Annotated in this window: 23 protein-coding genes and 1 pseudogene; 8 read left to right on the plus strand and 16 right to left on the minus strand. The window is 42.9% G+C overall.

Annotated elements, in window-relative coordinates; genetic code table 11:
• The first annotated feature begins 141 nt into the window (after positions 1–141).
• Positions 142–1,389, plus strand: coding sequence for an FAD-binding oxidoreductase (locus QL898_RS03305; protein ID WP_290175781.1), 1,248 nt, complete (start codon positions 142–144; stop codon positions 1,387–1,389).
• Between the two features lie 54 nt (positions 1,390–1,443).
• Positions 1,444–1,782, plus strand: coding sequence for a RidA family protein (locus QL898_RS03310; protein ID WP_356638460.1), 339 nt, complete (start codon positions 1,444–1,446; stop codon positions 1,780–1,782).
• A 188-nt stretch (positions 1,783–1,970) separates the two neighbouring features.
• Here QL898_RS03310 and QL898_RS03315 read toward each other — a convergent pair whose 3' ends face one another.
• Positions 1,971–2,783, minus strand: coding sequence for an enoyl-CoA hydratase (locus QL898_RS03315; protein ID WP_290175783.1), 813 nt, complete (start codon positions 2,781–2,783; stop codon positions 1,971–1,973).
• Positions 2,784–3,004: 221 nt separating this feature from the next.
• The gene (locus QL898_RS03320) at positions 3,005–3,505 is read right to left on the minus strand and encodes a lactoylglutathione lyase family protein (RefSeq protein ID WP_290175784.1); all 501 of its coding nucleotides are present in this window, start codon (positions 3,503–3,505) and stop codon (positions 3,005–3,007) included.
• 107 nt (positions 3,506–3,612) lie between these two features.
• Between QL898_RS03320 and QL898_RS03325 the strand changes: the two genes are divergently transcribed.
• Positions 3,613–4,482 (plus strand): LysR family transcriptional regulator, encoded by an 870-nt coding sequence (locus QL898_RS03325; protein WP_290175785.1) that lies wholly within the window; start codon positions 3,613–3,615, stop codon positions 4,480–4,482.
• Between the two features lie 111 nt (positions 4,483–4,593).
• Here the strand turns inward: QL898_RS03325 and QL898_RS03330 are convergent, their stop codons facing one another.
• The 8 genes from QL898_RS03330 to ppsA all read right to left on the minus strand — a co-directional run bounded on the left by QL898_RS03330 (position 4,594) and on the right by ppsA (position 13,210).
• A complete protein-coding gene (locus QL898_RS03330; protein WP_290175786.1) occupies positions 4,594–5,730 on the minus strand; it encodes a glycerate kinase in 1,137 nt (378 codons plus the stop codon).
• Between the two features lie 112 nt (positions 5,731–5,842).
• Positions 5,843–7,198: a GntP family permease gene (locus tag QL898_RS03335; RefSeq protein WP_290175787.1), complete on the minus strand. Its 1,356-nt coding sequence runs from the start codon at positions 7,196–7,198 to the stop codon at positions 5,843–5,845.
• Between the two features lie 469 nt (positions 7,199–7,667).
• The gene (locus tag QL898_RS03340) at positions 7,668–7,907 is read right to left on the minus strand and encodes a hypothetical protein (protein ID WP_179798876.1); all 240 of its coding nucleotides are present in this window, start codon (positions 7,905–7,907) and stop codon (positions 7,668–7,670) included.
• A gap of 354 nt (positions 7,908–8,261) precedes the next feature.
• On the minus strand, positions 8,262–8,768 hold the full coding sequence (rplI, locus tag QL898_RS03345) for a 50S ribosomal protein L9 (RefSeq protein WP_057759378.1): 507 nt from the start codon (positions 8,766–8,768) through the stop codon (positions 8,262–8,264).
• 20 nt (positions 8,769–8,788) lie between these two features.
• Positions 8,789–9,019 carry a 30S ribosomal protein S18 gene (gene rpsR / locus QL898_RS03350; protein ID WP_010198808.1) on the minus strand — a complete coding sequence of 77 codons (231 nt, stop codon included), beginning with the start codon at positions 9,017–9,019 and terminating at the stop codon, positions 8,789–8,791.
• Positions 9,020–9,035: 16 nt separating this feature from the next.
• Positions 9,036–9,440 (minus strand): 30S ribosomal protein S6, encoded by a 405-nt coding sequence (rpsF, locus tag QL898_RS03355; protein ID WP_101205443.1) that lies wholly within the window; start codon positions 9,438–9,440, stop codon positions 9,036–9,038.
• Positions 9,441–9,730: 290 nt separating this feature from the next.
• Positions 9,731–10,699, minus strand: coding sequence for an RDD family protein (locus tag QL898_RS03360; protein ID WP_290175788.1), 969 nt, complete (start codon positions 10,697–10,699; stop codon positions 9,731–9,733).
• A gap of 126 nt (positions 10,700–10,825) precedes the next feature.
• Positions 10,826–13,210 (minus strand): phosphoenolpyruvate synthase, encoded by a 2,385-nt coding sequence (gene ppsA, locus QL898_RS03365; RefSeq protein ID WP_191115062.1) that lies wholly within the window; start codon positions 13,208–13,210, stop codon positions 10,826–10,828.
• A gap of 754 nt (positions 13,211–13,964) precedes the next feature.
• On the opposite strand from ppsA, the gene QL898_RS03370 reads away from it, so the two are divergent.
• From QL898_RS03370 to sthA, 3 genes are all read left to right on the plus strand, one after another.
• On the plus strand, positions 13,965–14,798 hold the full coding sequence (locus QL898_RS03370; protein ID WP_180952637.1) for a pyruvate, water dikinase regulatory protein: 834 nt from the start codon (positions 13,965–13,967) through the stop codon (positions 14,796–14,798).
• A gap of 129 nt (positions 14,799–14,927) precedes the next feature.
• Positions 14,928–15,329, plus strand: a complete 402-nt coding sequence (locus QL898_RS03375; protein WP_290175789.1) for a DUF4377 domain-containing protein — start codon at positions 14,928–14,930, stop codon at positions 15,327–15,329.
• A 100-nt stretch (positions 15,330–15,429) separates the two neighbouring features.
• A complete protein-coding gene (sthA, locus tag QL898_RS03380) occupies positions 15,430–17,079 on the plus strand; it encodes a Si-specific NAD(P)(+) transhydrogenase (protein WP_290175790.1) in 1,650 nt (549 codons plus the stop codon).
• Positions 17,080–17,171: 92 nt separating this feature from the next.
• On the opposite strand, the gene QL898_RS03385 is transcribed toward sthA, so the two are convergent.
• From QL898_RS03385 to QL898_RS03405, 5 genes are all read right to left on the minus strand, one after another.
• The gene (locus QL898_RS03385; protein WP_290175791.1) at positions 17,172–18,362 is read right to left on the minus strand and encodes an ABC transporter permease; all 1,191 of its coding nucleotides are present in this window, start codon (positions 18,360–18,362) and stop codon (positions 17,172–17,174) included.
• Positions 18,362–19,672, minus strand: coding sequence for an ABC transporter permease (locus QL898_RS03390; RefSeq protein ID WP_290175792.1), 1,311 nt, complete (start codon positions 19,670–19,672; stop codon positions 18,362–18,364). Before QL898_RS03390 ends, QL898_RS03385 begins: the two co-directional genes overlap by 1 nt.
• Before the next feature lie 3 nt (positions 19,673–19,675).
• The gene (locus QL898_RS03395; protein WP_290175793.1) at positions 19,676–20,875 is read right to left on the minus strand and encodes an efflux RND transporter periplasmic adaptor subunit; all 1,200 of its coding nucleotides are present in this window, start codon (positions 20,873–20,875) and stop codon (positions 19,676–19,678) included.
• 48 nt (positions 20,876–20,923) lie between these two features.
• A complete protein-coding gene (locus tag QL898_RS03400) occupies positions 20,924–21,790 on the minus strand; it encodes a YihY/virulence factor BrkB family protein (protein WP_114700932.1) in 867 nt (288 codons plus the stop codon).
• Between the two features lie 101 nt (positions 21,791–21,891).
• The gene (locus QL898_RS03405; RefSeq protein ID WP_290175794.1) at positions 21,892–23,550 is read right to left on the minus strand and encodes a TolC family protein; all 1,659 of its coding nucleotides are present in this window, start codon (positions 23,548–23,550) and stop codon (positions 21,892–21,894) included.
• A 515-nt stretch (positions 23,551–24,065) separates the two neighbouring features.
• On the opposite strand from QL898_RS03405, the gene glpK reads away from it, so the two are divergent.
• Both glpK and QL898_RS03415 read left to right on the plus strand, forming a co-directional pair.
• Positions 24,066–25,676 (plus strand): glycerol kinase GlpK, encoded by a 1,611-nt coding sequence (gene glpK, locus QL898_RS03410; RefSeq protein ID WP_290175795.1) that lies wholly within the window; start codon positions 24,066–24,068, stop codon positions 25,674–25,676.
• A gap of 247 nt (positions 25,677–25,923) precedes the next feature.
• Entirely contained in the window at positions 25,924–26,436 is a 513-nt protein-coding gene (locus QL898_RS03415; RefSeq protein ID WP_057759401.1) for a hypothetical protein, read from the plus strand.
• 137 nt (positions 26,437–26,573) lie between these two features.
• Here the strand turns inward: QL898_RS03415 and QL898_RS03420 are convergent.
• Positions 26,574–26,688 (minus strand): annotated as a pseudogene (locus QL898_RS03420) (IS5/IS1182 family transposase); the annotation flags it as partial.

The raw sequence follows: 26,688 nt of genomic DNA on the forward strand, positions 1-26,688 counted from the left end.
CCATAACCAAAAGTATATGACGCGAAAATATTTCTCAGATAAGGGTTTCAAATTTATCCTAATGCGTTACTATTACCACCTAATTTGGTTAGACCCTTATATTTGATACTCTGTATTAACACCCTAAGAAAAGGATAGGTTATGCGCTACGAAGTTATCGTTATCGGTGCAGGTATGGTTGGCACGTCAATCGCGTGGCATCTACAAAAAAATAACTCAAATGTATTACTCTTAGACAAGAAATTGCCAGGGTCAGAGACCTCATACGGCAATGCAGGATTGATTCAGCGCGAAGCCATTCATACACATCCTTTTCCTCGTCAGCTGACAGAAATGATCAGAGTGTTGCCAAACCAAGGTACCGATATTCGCTATCGTATCCCGGCCATTTTGCGTTATCACCAAGCACTGCTTCAGTACTGGAAATACTCTACGCCAGCATCCGTCAAAAAGATCGAATCAGAGTGGCAGACGCTGATTGAGCATTGTACTAGTGAGCACCAAACCATGATTAGCGCCTCTGGTGCTGACGAGCTCATTACTCGTGATGGTTGGTTGCAATTGCATCGCTCAGAAGAGACGTTTAAAGAAGCTCAAGTATCAGCTATCGACGCACGTAACCAAGGTGTTGAGCATAACGTACTGAACCTTGAAGCGCTAAAAGCAATGGAGCCTAGCGCCAATTTTGAAGGTTTTGTTGGCGCAATTCATTGGAAAAACTCTTGGCAAGTATCGAACCCAAGCTCGCTCGTGAAAGCTTATGCAAAAAACTTCCAAGATATGCAGGGTACGATCAAAGAAAGCGATGTGAAAGAAATCGTTCAAGATGGCGAAGGCTGGAAAGTTATCACTGATAAGGATACCTACTATAGTGACAAATTGGTTATCGCAGCAGGCCCATGGTCTAATGATTTGATCAGACCACTTGGCTATAACTTGCCACTATTCCCAATGCGCGGTTATCATCAGCATTTCAAAGTGACAGAAAAGAACACCATCAATCACAGTATGTTTGATATGGACAAAGGCTTTGTGATGGGGCCGATGCAGCAGGGTATCCGTATTACTACTGGTGCTGAGATGACCACGATGAATGCGCCAAAGAACTTTGGTCAGTTAAAAACCGTATTGAAGCTGGCGAAAAAAATCTTGCCATTAGAAGATGCAGTTGAGAGTGAAGCATGGGCAGGCTCTCGTCCTTGTATGCCTGATATGAAGCCAGTAATCGGTCCTGCTGACAAGCATGACAAACTATGGTTTGCATTTGGTCACAGCCATCAAGGCTTTACCTTAGGTCCAATGACAGGTCGTCTGGTTGAAGAGATGATCCACGATAAGCCTACATTGGTCGATCTTGCACCATTTAGTGCCCAGCGTTTTTCTAACTAAGCGCGACTTGACTGACTAAATACAGATTCAAATTAATAAAAAGGTATAGACATGATTAAGAAGCTACACAGCAATCAACGTATGAGCAAAACCGTAATCCATAACCAGACGATCTATTTGTGTGGTCAGGTAGGTAACGCAGAAGACGATATCAAAGAGCAAACATTAACTTGTCTAGAAAAAATCCAAACGTTGCTAGAAGAGGTAGGCAGTGACAAATCAAAGCTACTATCAGTCACGGTGTGGATCAAAGACATGGCTGATTTTGCTGCCATGAATGAAGTCTATGACCAATGGTTTGAAGGCATTCAGCCACCAGCTCGCGCTTGTGGTGAGTCAGCTTTGGCACGTCCTGAGCTATTGGTTGAGATGATCGCCATCGCTGCTGAGTAAAGACTACTCATAGTACCTATAACACCTGTATTAAATAGAAATGAAAAAGGCCTTGATAATGATATCGTGGCCTTTTTTATGCTTGGCAATAAGCAAATTTAATTACTGAAAAAGGGCGTGCTAGCTTTCTAAATAAAGCACACGCCGTATAACGTCAGCGAAGCAATACAGTGATTACATTATAGGAATTAGCACCCTTTCCATACCGCTTGGCGCTTCTCAATAAAAGCATCAATACCTTCACCCACATCGTCTGCCATCATATTGCCCGTCATTACTTCACTGGCATAATCATAAGCATCTTCGATATTCATACCCAACTGCTTATAAAACATATCTTTGCCAGTTCTTACTGCTACCGAAGACTTGGTAGTAATCGCCGTTATCAATGACTGTAGTGTTTGATCGAGTTGCTCTGCTGCTGCTACTCGATTGATCAAGCCATATTGTAAGGCTGTGTGCGCATCGATAAACTCACCTGTGATTAACATCTCAAACGCTTGCTTACGAGGTAGATTACGGCTGACGGCTACAGCAGGTGTAGAGCAGAACAGTCCCACGTTTATCCCAGAGGTGGCAAATTTTGCGTTATCAGCGGCAACGGCTAAGTCGCAAGCTGCGACTAGCTGACATCCTGCGGCTGTGGCAATGTCTTGTACTTTTGCAATGACGACTTGTGGCATACGGTTGATGGTAAGCATCATTTTGCTACATTGTTGGAATAGGGCACGGTGAAATGCTGCATCTGAGTGTGCGCGCATTTGTTTTAGATTATGACCAGCACAGAATGCCTTGCCTGTCGCTTGAATAACCACTACTCTGATCGTATCGTCTTGAGCGATGTGGTCTAGCTCTGCTTGCATAGCAGACAGCACTTCAACGGACAACGCATTAAATTGCTTGGGTTGGTTTAAGGTGAGCGTGACAACGCCACTTTCTTTATTGTCTTCTCTAATAACCAGAAGTTCATTTAGGTCTAGAATAACGTCGGATTGTGTCATTTATCATCCTTGATAATGGGTGGTTTGGTTTGGCAAATATTATGATTTATAAAGTTATATAAAGCGTTTTAAATAGTAGCATGGCTCATATTCTATACGATAGATGGAGCACATAGAAAGCGCACGAAAAAATAGCGCACTCAGGTGATGAGTACGCTATTGGTTTTTCAGTTAAGTATAAGCTTAAATTAAACCTATACTAAGCTGCATTTATAATGAGCTTAGTATGCGCCTTCGCTATAGATAAGCTCGTAGCTGTGGCTATAAATTTCAACGATGTTGCCGAACGGGTCTTCCATATAAATCATGCGGTAAGGTTTTTCGCCAGGGTAGTAATAGCGTGGTTTTTCCATACGCTTTTTACCACCTGCTGCAACCATACGCTCAGCCAGTTCTTCAACGTTTGGATCTTGAACGCAAAAGTGAAAGATACCTGTTTTCCAATATTCAAAGTTATTTTCAGGGTTTTCTTGATTTTTAAATTCAAAAATCTCAACACCGATACGGTCACCAGTCGACAGGTGAGCGATACGAAAGCTGCCCCAACCAGCACCAAATACTTCGGTACACATCTCACCAATGGCACTGTCATCTTCGACAATCTCAGTTGGTTCCATGATGGTGTACCAACCCATCACTTCAGTATAAAATTTTACGGCTGCATCTAGGTTAGGGACTGAAAGACCGATGTGCGAAAAGCTTCTTGGATAAACGTTGTTCATAGCTTGTGCTCCTGTTTGCTGTACTCTTGTTTAACGTGAGGCCAGTATACAAACGCACATTCATTATGTAAAATTATCAAATATTATATAAATAAGTATGAAACGTAATGATAAATATCACATGGTTACGTACTTTCTGTACGCTTGCCGAAGTTGGACACTTTACTCGTACGGCTGAACGTCTATATATGACGCAGTCTGGTGTGAGCCAACACATAAGTAAGTTAGAGGAGCAACTAGATACGGACTTGTTGATTCGTCAAGGCAAGCAGTTTTCATTGACCAATGCAGGTGAGGAGCTTTATAAAGAAGCAGGCGAGATATTGCAGCGATTATCAAATTTAGAACAGCGTATCGGTGAAGATCCACCTTATGAAGGATTGGTGCGTTTGATGTCACCGGGTAGTGTGGGACTTAAACTATATCCGCAGCTTTTGTCTTTACAGCAGCAGCATCCAAAACTAGTGATTGATTACCGTTTTGCACCCAATTCTGATATTGAGCGGGCGCTGGCAAATCACGAGATTGATATTGGTTTTATGACAGATATATCAAACGATGAAACAGTTAGCTGCAAACCTATGGCACAAGAAGCATTGATACTAGTAACCCCTGCGGCTACAGTGGAGCCTAGTTGGAAGCAGCTTATCGAGCTTGGATTTATCGATCATCCGGATGGCGCCCATCATGCAGGCATGCTACTGACTGCCAATTATGAACAATTCCAGCATATCAATGATTTTGAGAAAAAGGGCTTTTCGAATCAGATTGGTCTGATTTTAGAGCCTGTCAGCAGAGGAATAGGCTTTACGGTTTTACCTGCACATGCAGTGGCTGCTTATCCGAAGCCTGAGCTGATTAACTGTCATTATCTACCAGTTGCCGTTAGTGAGACGCTATATCTGGCAGTCAGACGACAGCAGGCACTCTCTAATAGAATGCATACGGTCATTGATAAAGTAAAAAAATGGCTATAGATATGTTGAGAGTGATAAATGCACAGCTAACAAAGGGTTAATCGAAAGTTCAATAGCTGTGCGTTTAGTGGAGGAGGTTCATTGATAGATTGCGCCTATGAAAGATTGCGTCTATCTTAAAGTCTGCCCAAGTTTGATACTTGCAGCGATATTAGCAGCAGTAGTCTCAATATTGTTGTAAGCAGAGCCTAACACATTATCGATCGTATCTACTTTTTGGATACTTGGCATGACCACATCGAACTGACTGGTTTGAGCAGGTTTTAGTCCATCAACACTGCCGCAGATAGCGATGACAGGTGTACGGCTGGCCTTAGCGATTTGGCTGATACCGCCTGCCACTTTACCCATGGCTGTTTGCGCATCAAGCTTACCTTCTCCAGTGATGACAAGATCAGCTTCTGCAATATGCTGTGACAGGTGAGCCACTTCGGCAACCGTATCAAAGCCTGACTTTAGCTGAGCTTGAAAGAAAGTCATCATCGCATAGCCAAGACCGCCCGCAGCGCCAGCGCCTGCAACGTGTTGACAGTCTTCATAGCCATGCTGTCCACAGATGGTCGCAAAGTGACCAAGTGCCTTGTCCAAGGTATTGACTTGCTCTGGACAAGCGCCTTTTTGTGGCCCAAATACTGCGCTTGCACCCAGCAGACCGCATAATGGATTGGTCACATCACAAGCAACCTCAAATACCGTGTCTGATATCTTTGCATGAAGGCTAGTATTATTGAGCTTATGTAGGCTGGCAAGTGCGCCACCACCATGAGTCAGTAGGCTATTATTAATATCATGAAATGTTATGCCTAGTGCCATTAGCATGCCAAGGCCTGCATCATTGGTTGCGCTACCGCCCAGACCGATAACGATACGTTTAGCACCTTCTTCTAACGCATCTTCGATCAGCTCCCCAACACCATAACTACTCGCAATTACGGGATTACGCTCATCGGCTGTTAATAGGTGCAATCCGCACGCTTGAGCCACTTCGATAACAGCGGTCGCATCAGGCAATAACAGATACTTTGCAGTAATCGGTCTCATTAACGGGTCATGTACTCTGACTTCTTTCCAGCGCCCGCCTAATACATAAGACAATACCGCTGAGGTGCCTTCACCACCATCAGCCATTGGTAATAGCTTATAGTCTGCATCTGGAAACACTTGGCTAAAGCCAGATTGAATGGCGTGGCACACGTCCAGTGCTTCTAAACTTTCTTTAAACGAGTCAGGGGCGATCAAAATTTTCATACGGCTCTCTTTGCATATCTTAATGACACGATCATTGCGATAGTGTCATGTTTTAAAACGTTTATTTAACACTCATCAAATAAACGTATATATAAGTACCCAATCTTATGAATTAGATAAATACTAGGGTCAATAACCAGATAAATACGATGCTAGTCACACCTTGGATACCAGTAGCCATTGAATGAGCTTTGTACGCTTGTGCCACGCTCATGCGACTAAACTGGCTAACGATCCAAAAGAAGCTGTCATTGGCATGTGAGATGGTCATGGCACCGGCACCAATTGCCATCACGCAGAACACGCGTCCAAGTTCGCTATCTAGGCCAATCTGGCTCAATAGTGGGGCAACCATAGCAGAAGTCGTAACCAATGCGACTGTGGTTGAGCCTTGTGCTGTTTTTAGCGCGGCAGAGACGATAAATGGCATGAAGATACCTAAACCCAAAGCAGATAGCGTCGAACCTAAGTAATCGCCAATCGGTGTCACTTTCAGCATGGCACCAAACGCGCCACCAGCACCAGTAATCAGTAGGATAGGGGCTGCTACTACCAAGCCTTGCGAGATACTGTCGCTGATTTCTTGCGTTTTTTGGCTTGATTTAATTAAGAAGAACGATAAGAACAAACCGATAAGTAACGCAGTCAATGGATTACCAATGAATATCAAAATCTCCGCTACCATGCTACTGCCAAATGGTGCGCTTGGGAAATTAGCAACCGAAGACAGGCAGATTAATATGATAGGAACGATAATCGGTAAAAACGCCATTGTCGCTGAAGGCAAGTGATTATAATCGTCACGAGTTTTCATTCCTTCAGGCATTGCTGCTGGAGCATCTGCCGCATTAATATTGTCGGGAGTGGCGTTAAGGAAGCGATTAGACCACCACCACCCAGCCAGTACCGCAACTGCTGTCACGACTACACCGACCATGATGACCAAACCTAAGTTTGACTCTAGGCCTAAGTTACCTGCCGCTGCGATTGGGCCTGGCGTAGGCGGGACAAAGGTGTGGGTAGCGTATAGACCAGTGGCCAAGGCAATGCTCATCGCGACACTTGATACATGTAAGCGCTCAGCCAAAGACTCTTTTAGAGAGTTCAAGATAATATAGCCAGAGTCACAAAATACAGGTATTGATACCACAGCACCGACGATAGACATGGTCAGAGTAGGGAAGCGTGGCCCCAATACTTTGATAACAGACTCTGCCATTACAATAGCAGCACCAGTTTTTTCGAGGATTAAGCCAATAATCGTACCAAATACAATCACAAGACCGATATAGCCTAAGATACCACCGAAACCATCAGAGATCGTTTTGGCGACCGTATTAAGTGGTACTTGATAAAATAGTGCGACCAAAAAAGCGGATAAGATCAATACTAAAAAGGGATGCCACTTTAATTTTGCGGTAGCGAAAATAATAAAAAGAATGGTCAGCACAAGCCAAAATACAATCATCACTGTCTCAATATGGTTTATATCTCAATTGATTACCAATGCAAATATAGCCAATTATATCGAGATTAAACACGGTATATAGCTTGCTAAGTCTACTCTATGTAGTACTTTCACACGCTTTTACCATGTCTACATTTAAACGATATCGAACCAACTATCTGCATCACTAACGATACGAAATTTTAAAGGGGCATATTTTATAGCAAATAGACGCCGCTAGGAAATAGATTCGTTAAATAGTTGGCGCTGTTGACAAAAAATCGAGAGAGACTTAGTTTTAAAATGACGAAAATTAGTAAGAAAACGTCGAAGACGTGTGTGGAAATACTTTTATAACTAGCAATTGCTAATACTTCAAACCAAAAGAACTGGCCATTTATAATGACCAGTTCTTGTCTAAACAATATTTACCTACCTGAGTAATAATTATTTTTAAGATAGGTATTCTAAGAAGTATCCTGATTGACAATTAGGCAATCTTATCAAAAAAAGCTTTGTTATTGGTAGCAGTTGCAGTATCAAAGCTGACGTAAATGCCTTGATCATCCAACGTAGCATACCAATGATCATCATTGCCACTGGTCAACAGCTGAAAGTATTTGTCATTGACTATTCTACCAACTGTATATACCTCACCTTCGGAGTAGTATGCATTACCTTGAGTACAGATAAGCTTGTCATTGGTATGGATGTTATTATTTTCTTTCATGTTCTTGCGCCCTATTAGTACATTAGATAGCAGTAGATTATCAACTCTGCTAATAGTAATAAAGATGATTATATAGGCAGTATCTTGTTGTTTGGTATAGCGTTTTTAAGGTAGTTGTTGCATTTGGTTACTACAACATTGCATAGATAACACCGCTATCATCGCAATAGATTTTTTGAGAATCCTAAGTTGTTTAGGAATACATAAAATCTTAATTTATCGAAATAAAGGGGTGCAAGTTAGCAATATAAATAGTCTAAATACATAGACTCTAATGTCAAAAATGACGCACGTAAAAAAGCCAGCAACCTAAGTTGCTGGCTTTTTGCAAACTGAGTCTAACTATATAGAAGATTACTCTTCAGAATAGTCTTCTTCAGCAGCTTCTTCGTCAGCTGAATCTTCGTTGTTACCATCTTCAGAAAGAATAGTAACTAAGATGCTAGCAGTAACGTCATGGTGTAGCTGAATATCAACATTGTATTCGCCAACTTGACGTAGAGTGCCTTCAGGTAGCTTGATTTCAGCACGATCTACTTCTAGACCTGAGTTAGTCAATGCTTCAGCGATATCGCGAGTACCGATAGAGCCGAATAGCTTGCCTTCGTCACCTGATTTAGCACGCATGATAACATTAACGTCAGTCAATGCATCAGCACGCTCTTGAGCAACAGCGATCTCTTTTGCTTCTTCAGCTTCAAGTTCAGCACGACGTGCTTCGAACTTTTCAATGTTAGCTTTAGTAGCAGGTAGTGCTTTGCCCTGAGGGATAAGAAAGTTACGTCCGTAACCTGGTTTTACATCGACAGTTTCACCGAGTTTACCAAGGTTGACGATACGCTGTAACAAAATAATTTGCATGAGTCATTCCTAGTTAGCGGTTAACCTTGATGGTTATCAGTGTATGGAAGTAGCGATAAGTAACGAGCTTGCTTGATAGCAGTCGCTAATTGACGCTGATATTTAGTAGATGTACCAGTAATACGGCTTGGTACGATTTTACCATTATCACTAATGTACTGTTTTAGCAATTCAACATCTTTATAGTCGATGTGAGTGATGCCTTCAGCAGTGAAACGGCAGAATTTGCGACGGCGATAGAAACGTGCCATGAGTATTCTCCTTTAATTAGTCTTCACTGTTGTCGTTGTCGTCATTATCGTTTTCACGATTGTCTGGACGACGAGTAGTTGCTTTGCGTGCGCGTTTTTCATCGGCATTCTTGGCTAACTGCGACTCTTCAGTGACAGCTTCGTCACGGCGCATAACTAGACTACGAATGATCGCGTCGTTATAACGGAATAATTCTTCAAGTTCAGCTAAAGTTTCACCGTCAGTTTCAATGTTGAAAAGAACGTAATGAGCTTTGTGAATCTTGTTGATTGGATAAGCCAGTTGACGACGGCCCCAATCTTCTAGACGATGGATAACACCGTTGTTGTCTTGAACTAACTTGATGTAGCGCTCAACCATGCCGACCACTTGGTCGCTTTGGTCTGGGTGTACAAGTAACACCAGTTCGTAATGTCGCATTATGACTCCTTACGGATTAGTAGCTATTAACCCTATGTTAATAGCAAGGAGATTTATAAGGTAAGCCCAATTCTAGTCATATTTTATAAAAAACAATCAAGAATAAGCTTAGTTTATAAAGCGCCGTATTATAACAGTACTCGGCAACTAACACAAAGGTTAATCACCAAGCTACTGTCAATAAAATATAAAAAGAGACTAAATAAGCTTTGCTAAATAAAAAAGCCGCGATAGTACGCAGCTTTTTTAAGTGTAACGAGCTATAAAACCAATAGCCAAACTAAATACTGTTATTCAGATTTTGACTTCTTTGCCAATTGGCTACTGTCTGCTTTGACGACTAAGGTTTTGGCAAGTTTGTCATGCCAACCAATATTTTCAGGGCTTTTAGATGCCATGTAGTAATGGATAGCGATAATCACAAAGCCTAAAAAGCTGGTAAACGAAAACAGTAAGTTATAGATAATAAACAACAATAACGTACGTGTACCGATAAGCTTAATAAATGAAGGTAGGCGATGCGTGGTTTGATCCACAACACGAATACCAGTGATCAGCTTGCCTAGCGATTGACCACGCATGGTAATAAATACCAATTGCAAGGCAAATAGCCCAAAGACCATCACCTGTGACATCATCAATGTGCTACTAGGAAGACTTTCCATTAGCGTCATTGAATATTGATAGGCGGCGTCCATATCTTGAATGTTTTGGAACTTGGTATAGTCCACATCCATCTTAGTCAATGCCATTACTAGCGGCAGTATGGCCAATATATAAAGTAGGCCATTCAATGCAGTCGCCAAAATGCGTGACATGATTGGTGCAAGTACCACGTTGCCGACGACTTTATCGTTGTCTGCAACAGCCTTTTTGAGAGTAGACTTGTTTAATGAGACATTGTTGTGCGGCGTTTGATGACGATTGGTTGTCATGTCGGCTTTTACGTTTTTAGGACGTTCAGGTTTGCCATATAGTCTATCTAACGATACTGACTTATCATCTTTCGCTTTATTGGTATCTTCAGGGAAGACGGTCACGTTATTGATGATAGAGTCGTTTACTTCAGGCGTGTTAGCACTGGTCGGGCGATAAACCGTTTGGTTATTGGTAAGATCACCTACGCGCTGCCACTGGGCTAAGCCTTCATGCCACATCAGATCATCAAGCAATACTTCACCAGATGCCAGCATGATATTCAGCTGCTCCAACTGATATGGGCCAGCTTGTACGTTATTTCGAGCAAGGAAAATCTGCATAATTGCCTGCATAGTTAGTCATGTCTTAGGACATTATATTAGGGTCTATTTGAAAAAATCAAATAGACCCTAATAGTGGTATCTTTAATGACTGTGTGAATGACCGCCGTAATTAAACGCAGCGGTTTACTTCGCTTCTTCACCAGCTAAGAAGAACCAAGTATCTAGTACTGAGTCTGGGTTCAATGACACTGAGCTAATACCTTGCTCCATCAACCAGAACGCTAGATCTGGATGGTCTGATGGACCTTGACCACAGATGCCGACATACTTACCAGCTTTGCGGCAAGCTTCGATAGCCATAGACAATAGTTTCTTAACAGCAGGATCACGCTCATCAAATAGATGTGAGACGATACCTGAGTCACGGTCAAGACCAAGTGTTAACTGAGTCAAATCGTTAGAACCGATTGAGAAACCATCGAAATGCTCTAGGAACTCTTCTGCTAATAGGGCGTTGGTTGGTAGCTCACACATCATGATGACGCGTAGACCATTTTCGCCACGTTTTAGACCATTTTTCTCAAGTAATTCGATGACTTCTTTGGCTTCGCCAACAGTACGTACGAATGGAATCATGATCTCAACGTTGGTCAAGCCCATGTCATCACGTACACGTTTTAGTGCTTTACACTCAAGCTCAAAACAGTCACGGAAGTTATCAGACACATAACGGCTAGCACCGCGGAAACCAAGCATTGGGTTCTCTTCTGATGGCTCGTATAACTTACCACCAAGCAGGTTAGCGTATTCGTTTGATTTGAAATCTGACATACGAACGATAACTGGCTGATCCATAAAGGCAACAGCTAGGGTTGAGATACCTTCAACCAATTTGTCAACATAGAAGTCAACAGGTGATGCATAGCCTGCGATACGCTCTTGGATGGCTTGCGCAATTTCACGTGGCAAGCTGTTCATGTTTAGCAAGGCTTTTGGATGCACACCAATCATACGGTTGATGATGAACTCTAGACGTGCAAGACCAATACCTTCGTTTGGCATTTGGGTAAATGAGAATGCGCGATCTGGGTTACCAACGTTCATCATCACTTTGAATGCTAGCTCTGGCATAGATTCCACAGAGTTAGTCTGTACTTCAAAATCAATCTGGCTCTCATAAATGAAACCAGTGTCACCTTCAGCACAAGAAGCCGTTACGTCTTGACCATCAACCAATAGCTCAGTTGCGTTACCACAACCAACGATAGCTGGCACACCTAGCTCACGCGCGATAATCGCAGCGTGACAGGTACGACCACCACGGTTAGTGATGATAGCAGAAGCGCGCTTCATAACTGGCTCCCAATCCGGATCAGTCATGTCTGATACGAGTACGTCGCCTTCTTCTACTTTGTCCATCTCGTTTAGGTTGCTAACAATACGCACTTTACCTGAACCGATACGTTGACCGATTGAACGACCTTCACACAATACTTTTGCGCCAGTCGTGTCGATGACATAACGTTCCATTACGTTGCTGTCTTGACGGCTTTTCACAGTCTCAGGACGTGCTTGAACGATAAAGATCTCGTTAGTATCGCCATCTTTTGCCCACTCGATATCCATCGCTTGGCCATAATGCTGTTCGATCGTTACCGCTTGCTTGGCAAGTGAGGTTAGCTCTTCAGTAGATAAAGAGAACTGCATGCGATCTTGTTTTTCAACATCGACAGTTTTAACTGATTTAGCAGTGCTGCCTTCATCACCATAAACCATTTTCTTATGCTTGCTACCTAGGTTACGGCGGATAACTGATGGCTTACCGTTTGCTAGCAATTTCTTAGAGATGTAGAACTCATCTGGGTTAACCGCACCCTGTACAACCATTTCACCTAGGCCATAGCTTGAGGTGATGAATACCACTTGATCAAAGCCACTTTCGGTATCTAGCGTGAACATAACACCAGCAGCACCAGTCTCTGAACGTACCATACGCTGTACGGCAGCAGATAGTGCAACACCTTCGTGCTCAAAACCTTTGTGTACACGGTAAGAGATTGCACGGTCGTTATATAGAGAGGCAAATACTTCTTTAATAGCAATTAGGACGTTATCAATACCGCGAATGTTCAAGAAGGTTTCTTGTTGACCGGCAAATGACGCATCTGGCAAATCTTCAGCAGTGGCAGAAGAACGTACAGCAACAGCGATGTCTTCGCCGCCACTCATGGTTTCAAATGATTGACGTACTTCTTGCTCAAGATCTTTTGGCAGTTCTTGTTCAATAATCCAAGTACGAATCTTTTTACCAGTAGCCGCAAGCTTATTAACATCATTTACGTCTAGTGTTTTTAGCTCGCTGTTGATTTTGTCAAGCAAGCCCGTTTCCGTCAAAAAGCGGTTGAATGCATTTGAAGTGGTGGCAAAGCCGCCTGGAACACTAACGCCTAAATCAGAAAGATGGCTGATCATTTCGCCAAGCGAAGCGTTCTTACCACCAACCATTTCGATGTCGTCTTTTCCTAGCTGATCAAGATTGATTACAAGTGCTGTAGATTGCGCTGCCATGATAACTCCAGAAAATAAGGTTATTTAGTAAAGATTATAACGGTGAATTATACCGCCATATTAGGACAATTTCGAGGGTTTTCACCAAAAAACTTGTTAAAAATATACAAATTGTGGGGTTTGCTACATAAATTAGGGCCAGTCTAATCAAGTTTCGTATTTACTAGGATGAAAAATATCATTGTTAGTGATGATGCTATACGCTTTCAAAAGCCAATTACTGCATAAAATAAACGTATTCAAATAAGCCACATTTAGAGTATTTCCATAATTTATGTTTCAATCTTATGTATCTGTATAAAAGAAGCTTAATAGAAGAAGCATAAAAAACGCCTTAATGAGAAGTGAATTAATTATGACGACAAGTTGAAAGACAATGTTGGTGCTAAGTGTACGCCTGTAACATTGATTTCTATTAAGAGGCTAATATGCGTATAATGTAGCGCATAGATAGTTGATGCACATTGCATGGTAAATGTGCAGTATAGGTGCTGAAAAATGCTCGTTTTAAGAAGGCGGTTATAAAGCCTAGTTATACAAGTTATAAAGGTAACTATAAAAAGCCGAGTAAAATTCACGCTATTAATAGTCAATAACTGCTAAACGTCTACCAAGTCTGAATTATTACTAAGATCTATACCAAAAACTAAATGAAGGTCACTATTGAGTTTTCAACCGAGGTGTCAACGATATGTACTCAAGCAATCCATCTGAACAAGTTAAGTCCACTATCCAAAATCGCCACGCGCTAAACTTGGACAGCTCACAAGCCATTAGAACGGCGTTTTTTATCTCAGATGGCACAGCTATTACGGCTGAGACACTTGGACGCGCTATTTTAAGTCAGTTTGCCTCAGTTCCCTTTGAAACAAGAGTATTGCCATACGTCGATAGCTTAGAGCGTGCGGAAGATGCGGTTGAACAAATCAACATGGCGTATCAGCGCGATGGGTCGTTGCCATTGGTTTTCGATACGATCGTCAATCCTGAGATTCGCGAAAAGATTAACTCAGCGCATAGCTGTAATTTAGATATGTATGAAGGTCTGATTGGTCGTGTTGCAGAAGAGACTGGTGTGGAGCCAGATGGTCATTCAGGGCATGCACATGATGATGTTGACTCTGAAACCTATAAAGAGCGGATCGATGCAGTGCATTTTGCTTTAGACAATGACGATGGAGCGCGTACTCGTCACTATAATGCAGCCGATATTATTCTGGTGGGTGTATCGCGCTCTGGTAAGACGCCGACTTCTTTATACTTAGCGTTACAATTCGGTATTCGAGCGGCTAACTATCCTTTGACCGAAGATGATTTGTACGACAATCAGTTACCGAAAGCATTACGTGAGCACAAAGACAAACTATTTGGTTTGCTTATTGATACTGATCGCTTGGTAAAAATCCGTCAAGAGCGCCGTGCAGGCAGTCGTTATTCTAGCTATCAGCAATGTCAGCAAGAGCAGCGCGCGATTCAGGGTATCTATATCACGCATGGTATCCCAAGCTTAGATGTATCAGAGATGTCTGTTGAAGAGATTGCCACACGTATTTTGCAGATGACAGGTCTCAAACGCCGTATTGGATAATGAATGTCAGCTTAAACAGTATCTGTTCAATCGGTATCAATAAGTGTTCAGGCAGCTTTAATAAATGCGCAAAAAACACTAATAAACATACATCATTTCATCCTAGATAATTATCATATAGAGAATATTATGATTTCAGCCTATCAATCTATAAAGCCATCGTTGTTGCTGGCAGGTTTAATCAGTGCAGTGACTTTACTGAGTGCTTGTCAAACATCACCATTTGCAAAGGATCCAGTACCTGAGCCGCGCTATATTCCAAGTATCGTATTGGGAGAAGCGCAGACACTGACCGTCATGCCAAACCGTGTGGCTTGTGCTTCAGAATTGCCAATGCAGTGCCTACTTGCTAAGTCTAAAGACGGTAGCGTGTTCCAGATTCCTTATGACTGGATCGACGACTTCAAACCAACCCTTGGTACAGAGTACATCATTAGCGCCCGCCCGCAGATTGATGAAGGGCAACAGAGCGCTACTGGTCACTGGACATTGCAAAACATACTGTCACAACGTATGGTGGGCATGCCTTAGTAGGGCGATACTCAGTCATCTACATGATACAAACTCATCTACATATTGATTCATTTATATCTCAAACATTTACTCGATAAATAAATATAAAGAGGACATCATGGTAAGTAAAAGTGCAAGCGACGAGACCAACGATACTGGTAAAGATATTCATGCCGAAGTATCAAATAAATCTAGCGGACACGTGCCAAGCCCTGAACATACCGAAGGTAAGAACAAAAAAGAAAAGATAGAGCAGACTCATGAACAAGTGACTGATGATGTCATGCATCATCCAGACCTAGTAAATCCGCTCGATGACACACGAATCGATATTAAATCTGGTTTTACCAAAGACTCTCGTCGTCTAAAAAGTGACGATCATGAGTATGAGTATGATGCCGTTGTTTTGGGGGCGGGACCTGCTGGTGAAGCCGCTGCTATGAAGCTGACTAAGTCTGGTAAAAGAGTCGTGGTCGTCGATCCGCGTGATCAAGTAGGGGGTAACTCTACTCACGTTGGTACGATTCCAAGTAAAGCATTGCGCCAATCTGTATTTAACTTGATTAACTTCCGCCGCGATCCAATGTTTACCAAGGCGATGGAATATAAGCAAGTACCGCTAAATGAAGTATTGGCTAAGGCGCGTCAAGTTATTCGTCGTCAAGTCAGTACCCATACACGTTTTTATGAGCGCAACCGTATCGAAGTCATTCAAGGTTGGGCAAGTTTCATTGACGCTCATACGCTACGTATTGAAGTCGATGAAAATGTTTATGAAACCATCACTTTTAATAAAGCCATCATCACTGTCGGTAGTCGTCCTTACCGTCCTGAGATTTTAGACTTTAACCATCCACGCGTTTTTGACTCTGACAAAATCTTGCAAATGGATTATGTGGTCAAAAAAATCATCATTTATGGTGCAGGGGTGATTGGTTGTGAGTACGCGTCTATCTTTACTGGTCTTGGCTACAAAGTTGATCTAATCAATAACCAAGATCAGTTGCTTAACTACTTAGACAGCGAAATCAGTGATGCTATCGCGCATGACTTTAGACAGTTCGGTGTGCTTATCCGTAGTAACGAAGAGATTGATCATCTAGAAACTCATGATGATTATGTGGTTTTACACTTAAAGAGTGGTAAGCGCATCAAATCTGATGCCATTCTTTGGTCAAATGGTCGCTCAGGTAACACTGAAGGCTTGAACTTAGACGCCATTGGGCTAAAAGCAAATGGCCGTGGTCAGCTAAAAGTAGATGACACTTACTGTACGGACGTCGACAATATCTATGCTGCTGGTGACGTGATCGGTTGGCCATCACTAGCCTCTGCTGCCTATGACCAAGGTCGCTGTGCCGCTGCCTTTATGGTTGGTGATAGTGATGCCGAGCCAGTATCTAGCGTACCGACGGGTATCTATACGATTCCTGAAATCTCTTGTATCGGTAAGACAGAACAAGAGCTCACGGATGAAAAAGTTCCGTATGAAGTGGGTCAGGCGTTCTTTAAACATCTGGCACGTGCTCAAATCATTGGTGAACGTTCGGGCGTATTAAAGATATTGTTCCATCGTGATACGTTAGAAATTCTAGGTATCCATTGTTATGGTAACCACGCTTCAGAGATTATCCATATCGGTCAAGCAGTGATGAAGTGTAAGAGCAACAATACGCTTGAATACTTTGTAAATACGACTTTCAACTATCCAACGATGGCAGAAGCATACCGTGTGGCAGCATTGAATGGTTTGAACCGAGTGTTTTAAACCACCGCTATTTATATTGTATAAATAAAAAAGCGCCTACTACTATTAGCAGGCGCTTTTTTTATGCTCATAGATTTAATTAATTTGAGGATTTATAAATAGGCTTTTCTTTGCGGAATACGCTTGCGTAAAAATAGCAATAAAACAAAATAGAGCAACCACAAGCCAGCCAACGCATAAAATCCTATAGCGACTTGAGAAACACTGGCACCCATTTGGTTAAGCTGTACAGAGGTATTGATTGCAGGCGTAGTCGGTACCAGCCAACGTATTACTTGTAGTACTTGGGGCAATTGGTCTGCTGGCCAAGGATAGCCGCTTAAGAAGAATATCGGTAAGGAGATAAAAATTAAGATCTGCATACTGCGCTCACGCTGCCGGAACCATAATCCGAGTACGCAGCCGAGCGTTGCGACTGTCGGACAAAATAGTGCCAAAAACAGCAGCGTACCAAGCGTGTTCTGTCCGCGTGGATAATGATGTAGCTCAAACGCCCACCCATAATAAAAGCAGCCAACGATAAAGCTAAGTGAGCTCAAAGCCCCGATACGTCCTAGCCAGCCACGTATACTGGTACTATGACGGCGCTGCTCATACCATGTGCCAATCAGCATCGCAGTCGCCATTAAAAGTGTCTGCTGTAAGATAATAACAGAGACAGCAGGTACGACATAAGCACCATAGCCTTCGGTTTGGTTATACAGTGGCATAATCCGTAGCGGTACAGCTTGCGTGTTCTGTGCTGCGGTAGATGCATAAGCGCCTTTCGCAATACTTTTCTTTACCTTGATGCTTGCGGATACCGTACCCACCGCTTGAGAGAAACCCAATTGGACGTTTTTATTTAAAATAAAATAACCGCCATTACCCAGTACGCTGACGTGCGCTTGCTCTCCGGACTGAACTTGCTCTTCAAGACCAGTTGGAATCACCATATAGCCTGCAATTTGATCTGACCATATGGCTTCTTTGGCAGCCTGCTCATTGATAAATCGTTCAGTATCTAGGTATGGGCTAGCACTTGCGTAGCGCACGAGAGTACGCGATAAGTTGCTGTTGTCATGATCAATGATACCTACTGGCACATGATTAACCACCTCAGACGAGTAAGGCCAAGGGTAGAAAAACCCATAGATGATAGGGGCGATAATCAACATCAAAAGCACACCTTTATCGCCAAAAACGTCTTTGAAAGTTTGAATAAAGCTGGTCCAAAAACTTTGTGAAGCCGGAATGACCGTTGAATTAGTTTTTGAGTGTGTATTATTTGATTGTGCAGACATTAGCGTGCTCCCCAACGTTCAGGATGCGCCAATGCGCGTTTGGTTAATAGTGCCGCAAGTATTAGCGCTATTATGGCCGCAAGCATAAGGCCATAGACGATAGGTAGCGATATGGCGATCGGTGCTTGCATTTGTAACTGTGCAATATGGAGTTTGAGATAATGCGTTAGCGGTAGGGCATTTGACCAATATTGCGCGCTATCACTAATCGCAATATATGGAAAAGTAACACCGGCGAAGGCGTAAGAAGGCGCTGAAATAAATCCAGTAGTCGATAGACCCATACGTAATGAAAAAGAATTCAAAGTAAAAATAGCACCTAACCAAAACGACAACATCATCAGGCACAAAAACCCAGCGTAGACTGCCATAAGAGACATGATATTTATATTCTGATTGGACGTTGCTAGCCACAATATCAACGCCGACCACAAGCTATATGCCAGTATTGGCCAAAAATATTTACCCAATAGACCAAATACTAAAACTGATAGGCTGACCGAATTGGGCACTTTTGCGCTTGACGATGATGCTTTGTTATTGCTGCTATCTTGTTTGGTTGATAGCGAAGATGTCGTTTTTGAAGGTGTAGATAAGATTAGACTAGGCTTTCCTATATCAATAAAACGGTACCAGCGACCGATATTCTTATCACGTAACTCGCGGCCTATCGTAGTTGCGCCAATGACCATTGCCAATATATGCAATAAGGCAGGTATGACAGTCGATGCCAAAAACTGCTGATAATTGGTCGCAGCATTGAATAAGCTAATACGCTGCACACTGATAGGCGCGTAAGCCGTCATCGCTTGTGATGGCGCTACGCCTTGTTTGATCAATCGCTTAATCTCTACACCTGCGGATAATGTACTAGCGACTGCTTGGACACCTGCCTGAATAATACCAGAGTGCGTACCGTACTGTGCATTGACTTGTAAAGTCAATGGAGCAGGCTGGCTCGATAAGATATTACGAGAAAAGTCTTCTGGGATAATGACAACAGCGTAAATATCGCGCTGTAAAATCGCAGCCTCTGCATCCGCTTGTGAGTAATACAGCTGTCTGACCGTCAAAGTAGGACTGGCCTCTAAGTAACGGACGGCAGTATTGGCAACAGCGCTATTGTCTTGATCGATGACTCCGATAGGCAAATCGGTAATTTGAGTCTGTGAAAATATCCACCATATTAGCAGCACCGTTGCCAGTGGTATCCATACCACCATGCTAAAGTCCCAATGGTTTTTTGTCAAAAAACGGCGCTCGTAGGCTGCACTGCGTAAAAAAGCCTCACTTAACTTAGTCAAGTGCATGGCTTACTCTTGGTTCTGATTGACAGGAGTAGGGTTGATACGTACGACCACACTCATACCTGAGCGGATACGAGCATCAGGCTTAGATGGTCGTGCCTTTACCTCAAAAGTACGCACATCAAAACCATCATCGTTATTGGTCGGACGCCAAGTGGCAAAGTCTGATAAGGTCGATGTCGCATAGACGGTAAACTGTTTTTTATAAGGCTTATCCGCTGATGACAGCGCTGGGATAGTACCGGTAAATGTCTGACCAATAGCAAATTGATTTAAATAAGACTCAGTGACGTTAAGTACTACCCATTGGTCATTGGTATCTACCAGCGTTAAAAGCGGAACCCCTTGACCGATGACTTCTCCAGCACTCACGATGACATTGTCAACGATACCAGCAATAGGACTTCTTAGGTTCGCTTCCTCTTTTGCTACTAACGCCTCATCGAGCTTTGCATCGACCTGTGCAACTTGTGCAGTGGCCGCTGACTTATCTTCAGTACGTGCGCCTTCTAACGCCAGATCATACTGCAAGCGGGCTGCTTCGGTTTGGTCTTGAGTAGCAAGATATTGAGCATACGCCTCATCGCGCTTTTGTCGCGCCATCAATCCTTCTTCGTAAAGGCGATTGACACGCTGATAGGTGTTTTCTGCCAAGTCAGACGCGGCTTTATTGGCTTGCCAAGCGGCTTTTGCTTGTGCGATTTCTTGCGGGCGCGCACCATTTTCTGCTTTGTCTAATTGGCTTTGCGCGATTTGCTTACCAGCACGTGCTTGATTGATCTTGGCATTAATCTCAGGCGAATCCATCTCAACCAGTTGCTGACCTGTTGTTACCGTATCACCCTCTGTTACCATAATTTGGGCAATACGCCCTGGCACTTTTGCAGCGATCGACGTTTGCTGCATCTGCATTTGCCCTTGTAGCGTAATAACTTCTGGCTCGCTATGCGCGTTACTTTTGTATAAGCCGTACGCAATCGTACCAAGGACAATCAGTATGAGTAGTGCAAGTAATGCTTTTTTTATACGCGCAGATTTGTCAGTTTTAGAGGCGTCACGATTATAAGCAGGTGTCGGTTGCTCTGGTTCAATATCAGACACGTCTTCTACAGGATCGACTGAATTGTGTGTATCTTGAGAGGTCACTGACTCGCTTGCATCAGCTGATTTATTTGAGTCGTCTGATTCGCGTGGTAATTCTGTCATGACAATGAGATTCCTAAAGCAACAAAGTTGAAAATAAAGGGTTTATTACTAGTACACTCGAAACGCATAAGGTTTGGCGTTGTCTATAGTTTCAGAATTAAAAATAGCACCAAGAGCAACGATAAATGCTGAATAATATAGCCACAGCATAATGACCACAGCAGCTGAAAGCGCGCCAAACTCGGCACTATAGTTATTAAAATTTTGCACATAAATTGAAAACAAGATGGACAATATAATCCATAAAACCGTTGCCAGCGCAGCGCCCGGCATTAATTTTTTGAGGGCGACAGCATCACGATTTGGGGCTAAACGATAAAGACCCAAAAAGCTTAAGAATATGATACCTGTCAATATTGGCCACCTGCTCCAAAGCGCAATCGTCTTTGCTATCTGAGGGAAAGGGAAGTAGGCGGCTCCCAAGGGAATAATCGCGATAGAAGAGACCGCTATAATCAATACGACTACTGCTGCAAAGGTCAAACCAACTGCGCGAATCGTGCTTTGTACAAAACTACGCTCTTGAGTGATATGAAACGCAAGGTTGATAAGAATAATTAAGGACTTAATACCTTTAGAGCCCGCATAAAGTGCGAGCAAGGACGATATAAGCAGGCTGAAAGTCAGAGCAGACGTAGTCGTAGAAACCAACTCGCTCAGACGGGAGTTGAGCACTTCATATACTGTATCAGGTATAAATTGACTCAGAAGCGAGATTTGCTCTTGCATCTCGGCAGGAGAAAACGCAAGACCATAAAGCAGGACAAACACAGCCATCACTGGAAAAATTGATAAGAATCCAAAGAAACCTACGCTTGCGCAATGCGCCCAAACATTAGAGTTGTTGGCAATACGCCACGTTTCTAGTAACGTCTGTAGCCAGTTTTTTATCGATTTAGAGGTCAGTTTTTTCATAAAAGCAGCTGTTCATAAGAGGATTGGTAATAGTATTTTCGATGTGACTTTAGAGTAATACAAAGCGTTTATCAGCACGACTTATGGTTTCTCACATCACGTCATTGCTCAGTATATAAAGTAGGCAGTTGAATGTCAGCGGCATTGAGATAAGCATTAAAGGCAAGTGGCGTACCACAGCTTTGCATAAGGGCAGCCAGTGACTGTACATAGTCATTAGCAGCTTGTGCTTGCTCGGTACGTGCTTTGAGCGATTGCGTCTGTGCCTGCACCACGTCAACGGTAGTATTTACACCTTCTTGTAATCCTAAGCGACGTAGTCGTAATACTTCTGCTGCCAAATCAACATTACTTTGCAATGCCTGATAGCGTGATTGAGCATTATTGACATCGTGCCAGTTTTTTTCTACCAGTAGCAATAAATTGTCACTAACTTCAATCTCAGAGAGATCGGCCTGACGTATTTTGGCACTACTGGATGCTAATGATGCGGCTTTATCGAGTCCGCCCCATAGCTTCCAACTGGCAGATATACCAGCGACCCAGCTTGGATCTTTCTCCACCTGACCATAACCGTATAGCAATACCGTAGGCTTGTAGCCCGTATCTGATAGCGCATGTAATTGCTGAGCCTGTGCCCGCTTGGCTGCAACTTTTTGCAGTCCAGGATGGTTATTTAGTGCCAAGTCCTGAAAGTAGCTCACATCTGGTAGAGGGCGACTAGAGACAAACAAAGGCGTGGTTGGTTTGATACGGTAGTCGGTACGTAGTAGACGCTGTAGCGCAATCATAGCTAGGCGCGCGTCATTATTGGCATTGACGGACTCACTCTTGGCATCCGCAAGCGCCGACTGTGCTTCTAGTCTATCGACACGTGAGATAAAACCTTCTTCAAACAGACGCTCGGCCATATGGTCGGTCTGCTGCAATGTATCGTAAGCGTCTTCTCGTAAGTAAGCGGCGATAATCGCTAACTGTGCCTTAAAATAACGCTCAATTAACGTATTATAAAGCTCATTTTTATCTAGTACGCTATCAGCCATCGCTTCTTGCGTACGTGCATCCGAGGCGCCAGTCAATGCGTCCGTACGTCCAGCAGTATAAATAGGCCAAACGACTCCAAGACCTGCGCCCGACGTAGAGCCTGAGCGCTTGAGGTTATAAGAGTCGGGAATACGCTCACCGACCAGCTCACCAAAGTCTGGTAGGTCTGCTGTAGGAGGGACTATGTTATCTACGCCATTGTTTACTTCGTTGACGATACCACTTCTGAGAGAAGATAAATCTATATCCTCATCTAAATGATAGGCACTGGCAGATACTCGAGCAAATACGAGCGGATTGTCGATAGTTCTGAGTGCGTCAGTTTGGTATTCGCTAGCAGCAATCGCTGCTTGATTGGCAGCAATTTTAGGTGATACTTGTACCAGCAGCTTCTGCGCTTGCTCTAAGCTCAGAAAGCTTGAGACGTCTAGTGCATAGCTGTTATCGACTGTTTTATGTGTAATAGGGTCAACAAGCGTAGACAGTGCCTGCGACTCAGCGTCTTGAGGGTTTGGTACTGTATGAAAAGGCGCTACAGTTGGTTTATCATTATCAGTTGGACTATCAGCATCTATGATTTGTGTCACAGCCACTGGTGTAACATCATCTGATACTCCTATACTGTCAGCGTCAGTGCTCGCGTAAGTCATGACAGGCACGCTTATGACTGCAACTGTCATCATAGCAGTCGGTAGCGCTGATAAAATGAATTTCATAAGTCACATAAGCCATTAATTAGAATGTAAGGTATTATAAAATAAGGAACAGCACCGATAGGTTTCATTGCTCAGGATATAAAGCTGCTGAACTATTATAGACTATTTGCCAGCTAGCGAAAAAATGATGCTTAAATAAATCATTCATATTCTAATATGAAAATACGGCTATATTAAAAGCGCTAACAAGCGGTCATTCGTCATAAGAGGTACACTGTAGAGCCACAATGGTGACGGGTCAATGCTCAGTATTATGCCATTTTCTATTGTGTGACCAGTAGCGGTATGATAGAGGATTGATTTAATTTTTAAATATCTGTTTATAAGTAACAACATAGCCAACAAGACGTTTTAAATTCGCGCAATTTATTTTTAGTTAGATTTTGTTTTTAATCTCATTATGAAAACATTTAGGTAGTAATTAATAAAATAAAAAATGCTCAATAAGTAGCAGTCAATGAATAGTCACTAAATGGCTATCAAATAGAATAAATAACATTAGTAGAGGGTGTGTCATGGCAGGGTATATTTTAGCGTTGGATCAAGGGACCACATCGAGTCGAGCGATATTGTACGATGATCATGCGCGTCCTATCAAAATGGTACAACAGCCAACGACGCTGCAAACACCAAGAGCTGGATTCGTTGAACAAGATGCACAGCAGATCTGGCAAACTCAGATTAGCTGTGCACATGATGTTATTAATCGGGCAGGGTTGCTTGCCACTGACGTTACCAGTATCGCGATTACCAATCAGCGTGAGTCGATTGTGATGTGGGATAAGCAAACTGGCAAGCCACTGGCTCCTGCCATCATTTGGCAAGACAGGCGTACCGCAAATTACTGTAAGACGCTTGCTGCTGAAAGCGCTACCAATAGCATGAATGACCCTGTGCATCAGAGCATTGATAGTGTCAATATGGCACATGAAGTACAGCGTATTACAGGTCTGCGTTTAGATCCGTATTTTAGTGCCAGTAAGATTGCTTGGTTACTCGAAAACAACCCGAAGCTGAGTGTACGAGCCAGCAGAGGTGAGATAGCGGTCGGCACGATTGATAGTTGGCTGATTTATAAGCTCACAGGCGGTGAACATGTCATTGATGTGACCAATGCTTCTCGTACATTGCTATTTGATATCCATAAGCTGGCATGGTCAGAGACACTTTGTGACCGTTTTGCTATACCTATGCATATATTGCCTAAAGTACTACCGTCCGACGGCGATTTTGGCAAAACCAAAAAAGGCCTGTTTGCAAAGCAAATACCCATTCAAGCGGTATTGGGTGATCAGCAAGCAGCGCTCTTTGGACAAGGTTGTCTTGATGCAGGCATGGCCAAAAACACTTATGGTACAGGCTGCTTTATGCTAATGAATATTGGCCAACAGCCAAAACTGAGTGAGCATAAACTGCTAACCACCATCGCGTGGCAACGTAAAACGTCACCAATTCGTCCAGATAATTTGTCATTTGACCAAATCGTACAGTCAGGCAAACGCATGCTACAACCGCCCAAAAAGGAAGTCACTTATGCCTTAGAGGGCAGTGTCTTTATGGCAGGGGCTATCGTTCAATGGCTGCGTGATAATTTGGGTATGATTCAACAAAGTAGTGATGTTGAAGACTTAGCCCGTCAAGTGGACAGTAGCGAAGATGTTGTTCTATTACCTGCTTTTACTGGACTAGGCGCACCTTATTGGCGTTCGGATATTAGCGCTAGCATCACTGGTATGAGCCGCGGTACTACTAAGGCACATATTGCACGCGCTGCATTGGAGGCCGTTGCTTATCAAACCTATGATGTGCTTATCGCTATGCAAAAGGACAGTCCTCATCCTTTGACTGAGCTTAGAGTGGATGGTGGTGCTGCAAATAATGATTTACTCATGCAGTTCCAAGCAGATTTGTTGGGTGTTCCGGTATTACGTCCTAGAGATACAGAGATTACGGCAAAGGGCGCAGCACTCCTCGCAGGTTTAAAGACTGGGCTATATGACGAATCGACCATGAAAGCTTCATGGCAAGTAGATCATGTGTTTGAACCAAGTATGTCAGCTGATGCTCGTGAGCGACATCTTGCTAAATGGCAACAGGCTATCAAAAGGTCTCTAATGCCGTTATAAGATTGATTTAATTAGTAAATTTATTGTGATCGTACATTTATAATTACTCAAAGTATGAGGCTGCCGTACACAAATGTGATAAAGATACAGGCTGTAACGCAAGATAATCGCAATACGGACACAGTTTACATAATCGGCCTATCTGTCCTTACCTATAAATTTCTATACTTCAATTGGATTTAGTAAGACCGCTAATAATTAGCAAATAAATAATTCAATAAATAATAAATAATTTAAGGATAATACTATGAGTAACCATGATGCTATCGATCGCAGTGAAGTAAAACATATGTCAAAAGAGACAAAAGAAGATTTAAACGCAGACATCATTACCGGTGAGCCAGGTTCACATCCAGTAGGTACAGGTATTGGCGGTGTAGGCGGTGCAGCAGCAGGTGCAGCTATCGGTACGATGGCAGGTCCACTAGGTACGCTAATTGGTGGTGCTATTGGTGCTATCGTTGGTGGCGGCGCAGGTCATGCAGCAGCAGAAGCGATTGATCCAACTCATGAAGAAGCGTACTGGCGTGCAGAGTATGCAAACGCTGACTATCATAGAGAAGAATACGATTTTGACCGTGACTTACATCCAGCATATGCAGTCGGTTATGCGAACCGTGCTCGTTATCCAGTAGATGCTCGTTTTGAAGATCATGAAGCAGATTTAGAGCGTTCATGGCACGAAGTAAAAGGTGAGTCTCGTATGGAATGGAACGAAGCGCGTCAAGCATCACGCGATGCATGGAACCGCGTATCATAAGAGAGTTTAGGTAACTAATAGAGCGGTTAGTCAAAATTTTGGCAATCAATGCATTTAGTAATTAGCTAGTATCAGGGATTGCTATATCATTACTTAAAATAGATTAATTGTATGTCCAGTTCTATTAGGGCGTGTCTTCAATTCATCTTACAATGAACGATAGTACACGCCAGATAAAGCATTGACTTAAAATTACGCGCTAACTTCTCATAGCGAGTGGCGATACTACGAAAGTGTTTAAGCCTTGCAAAC

The sequence above is a fragment of the Psychrobacter sp. APC 3279 genome (assembly GCF_030407795.1).
GTDB lineage: Bacteria > Pseudomonadota > Gammaproteobacteria > Pseudomonadales > Moraxellaceae > Psychrobacter.

Excerpts from the sequence above, each read along its gene's own strand:
- QL898_RS03305 (WP_290175781.1), top strand. The coding sequence starts at position 142 with ATGCGCTACGAAGTTATCGTTATCGGTGCAGGTATGGTTGGCACGTCA.
- QL898_RS03315 (WP_290175783.1), bottom strand. The coding sequence starts at position 2,783 with ATGACACAATCCGACGTTATTCTAGACCTAAATGAACTTCTGGTTATT.
- QL898_RS03320 (WP_290175784.1), bottom strand. The coding sequence starts at position 3,505 with ATGAACAACGTTTATCCAAGAAGCTTTTCGCACATCGGTCTTTCAGTC.
- QL898_RS03325 (WP_290175785.1), top strand. The coding sequence starts at position 3,613 with ATGATAAATATCACATGGTTACGTACTTTCTGTACGCTTGCCGAAGTT.
- QL898_RS03330 (WP_290175786.1), bottom strand. The coding sequence starts at position 5,730 with ATGAAAATTTTGATCGCCCCTGACTCGTTTAAAGAAAGTTTAGAAGCA.
- QL898_RS03335 (WP_290175787.1), bottom strand. The coding sequence starts at position 7,198 with ATGATTGTATTTTGGCTTGTGCTGACCATTCTTTTTATTATTTTCGCT.
- QL898_RS03340 (WP_179798876.1), bottom strand. The coding sequence starts at position 7,907 with ATGAAAGAAAATAATAACATCCATACCAATGACAAGCTTATCTGTACT.
- rplI (WP_057759378.1), bottom strand. The coding sequence starts at position 8,768 with ATGCAAATTATTTTGTTACAGCGTATCGTCAACCTTGGTAAACTCGGT.
- rpsR (WP_010198808.1), bottom strand. The coding sequence starts at position 9,019 with ATGGCACGTTTCTATCGCCGTCGCAAATTCTGCCGTTTCACTGCTGAA.
- rpsF (WP_101205443.1), bottom strand. The coding sequence starts at position 9,440 with ATGCGACATTACGAACTGGTGTTACTTGTACACCCAGACCAAAGCGAC.
- QL898_RS03360 (WP_290175788.1), bottom strand. The coding sequence starts at position 10,699 with ATGCAGATTTTCCTTGCTCGAAATAACGTACAAGCTGGCCCATATCAG.
- ppsA (WP_191115062.1), bottom strand. The coding sequence starts at position 13,210 with ATGGCAGCGCAATCTACAGCACTTGTAATCAATCTTGATCAGCTAGGA.
- QL898_RS03375 (WP_290175789.1), top strand. The coding sequence starts at position 14,928 with ATGATTTCAGCCTATCAATCTATAAAGCCATCGTTGTTGCTGGCAGGT.
- sthA (WP_290175790.1), top strand. The coding sequence starts at position 15,430 with ATGGTAAGTAAAAGTGCAAGCGACGAGACCAACGATACTGGTAAAGAT.
- QL898_RS03385 (WP_290175791.1), bottom strand. The coding sequence starts at position 18,362 with ATGTCTGCACAATCAAATAATACACACTCAAAAACTAATTCAACGGTC.
- QL898_RS03390 (WP_290175792.1), bottom strand. The coding sequence starts at position 19,672 with ATGCACTTGACTAAGTTAAGTGAGGCTTTTTTACGCAGTGCAGCCTAC.
- QL898_RS03395 (WP_290175793.1), bottom strand. The coding sequence starts at position 20,875 with ATGACAGAATTACCACGCGAATCAGACGACTCAAATAAATCAGCTGAT.
- QL898_RS03400 (WP_114700932.1), bottom strand. The coding sequence starts at position 21,790 with ATGAAAAAACTGACCTCTAAATCGATAAAAAACTGGCTACAGACGTTA.
- QL898_RS03405 (WP_290175794.1), bottom strand. The coding sequence starts at position 23,550 with ATGAAATTCATTTTATCAGCGCTACCGACTGCTATGATGACAGTTGCA.
- glpK (WP_290175795.1), top strand. The coding sequence starts at position 24,066 with ATGGCAGGGTATATTTTAGCGTTGGATCAAGGGACCACATCGAGTCGA.
- QL898_RS03415 (WP_057759401.1), top strand. The coding sequence starts at position 25,924 with ATGAGTAACCATGATGCTATCGATCGCAGTGAAGTAAAACATATGTCA.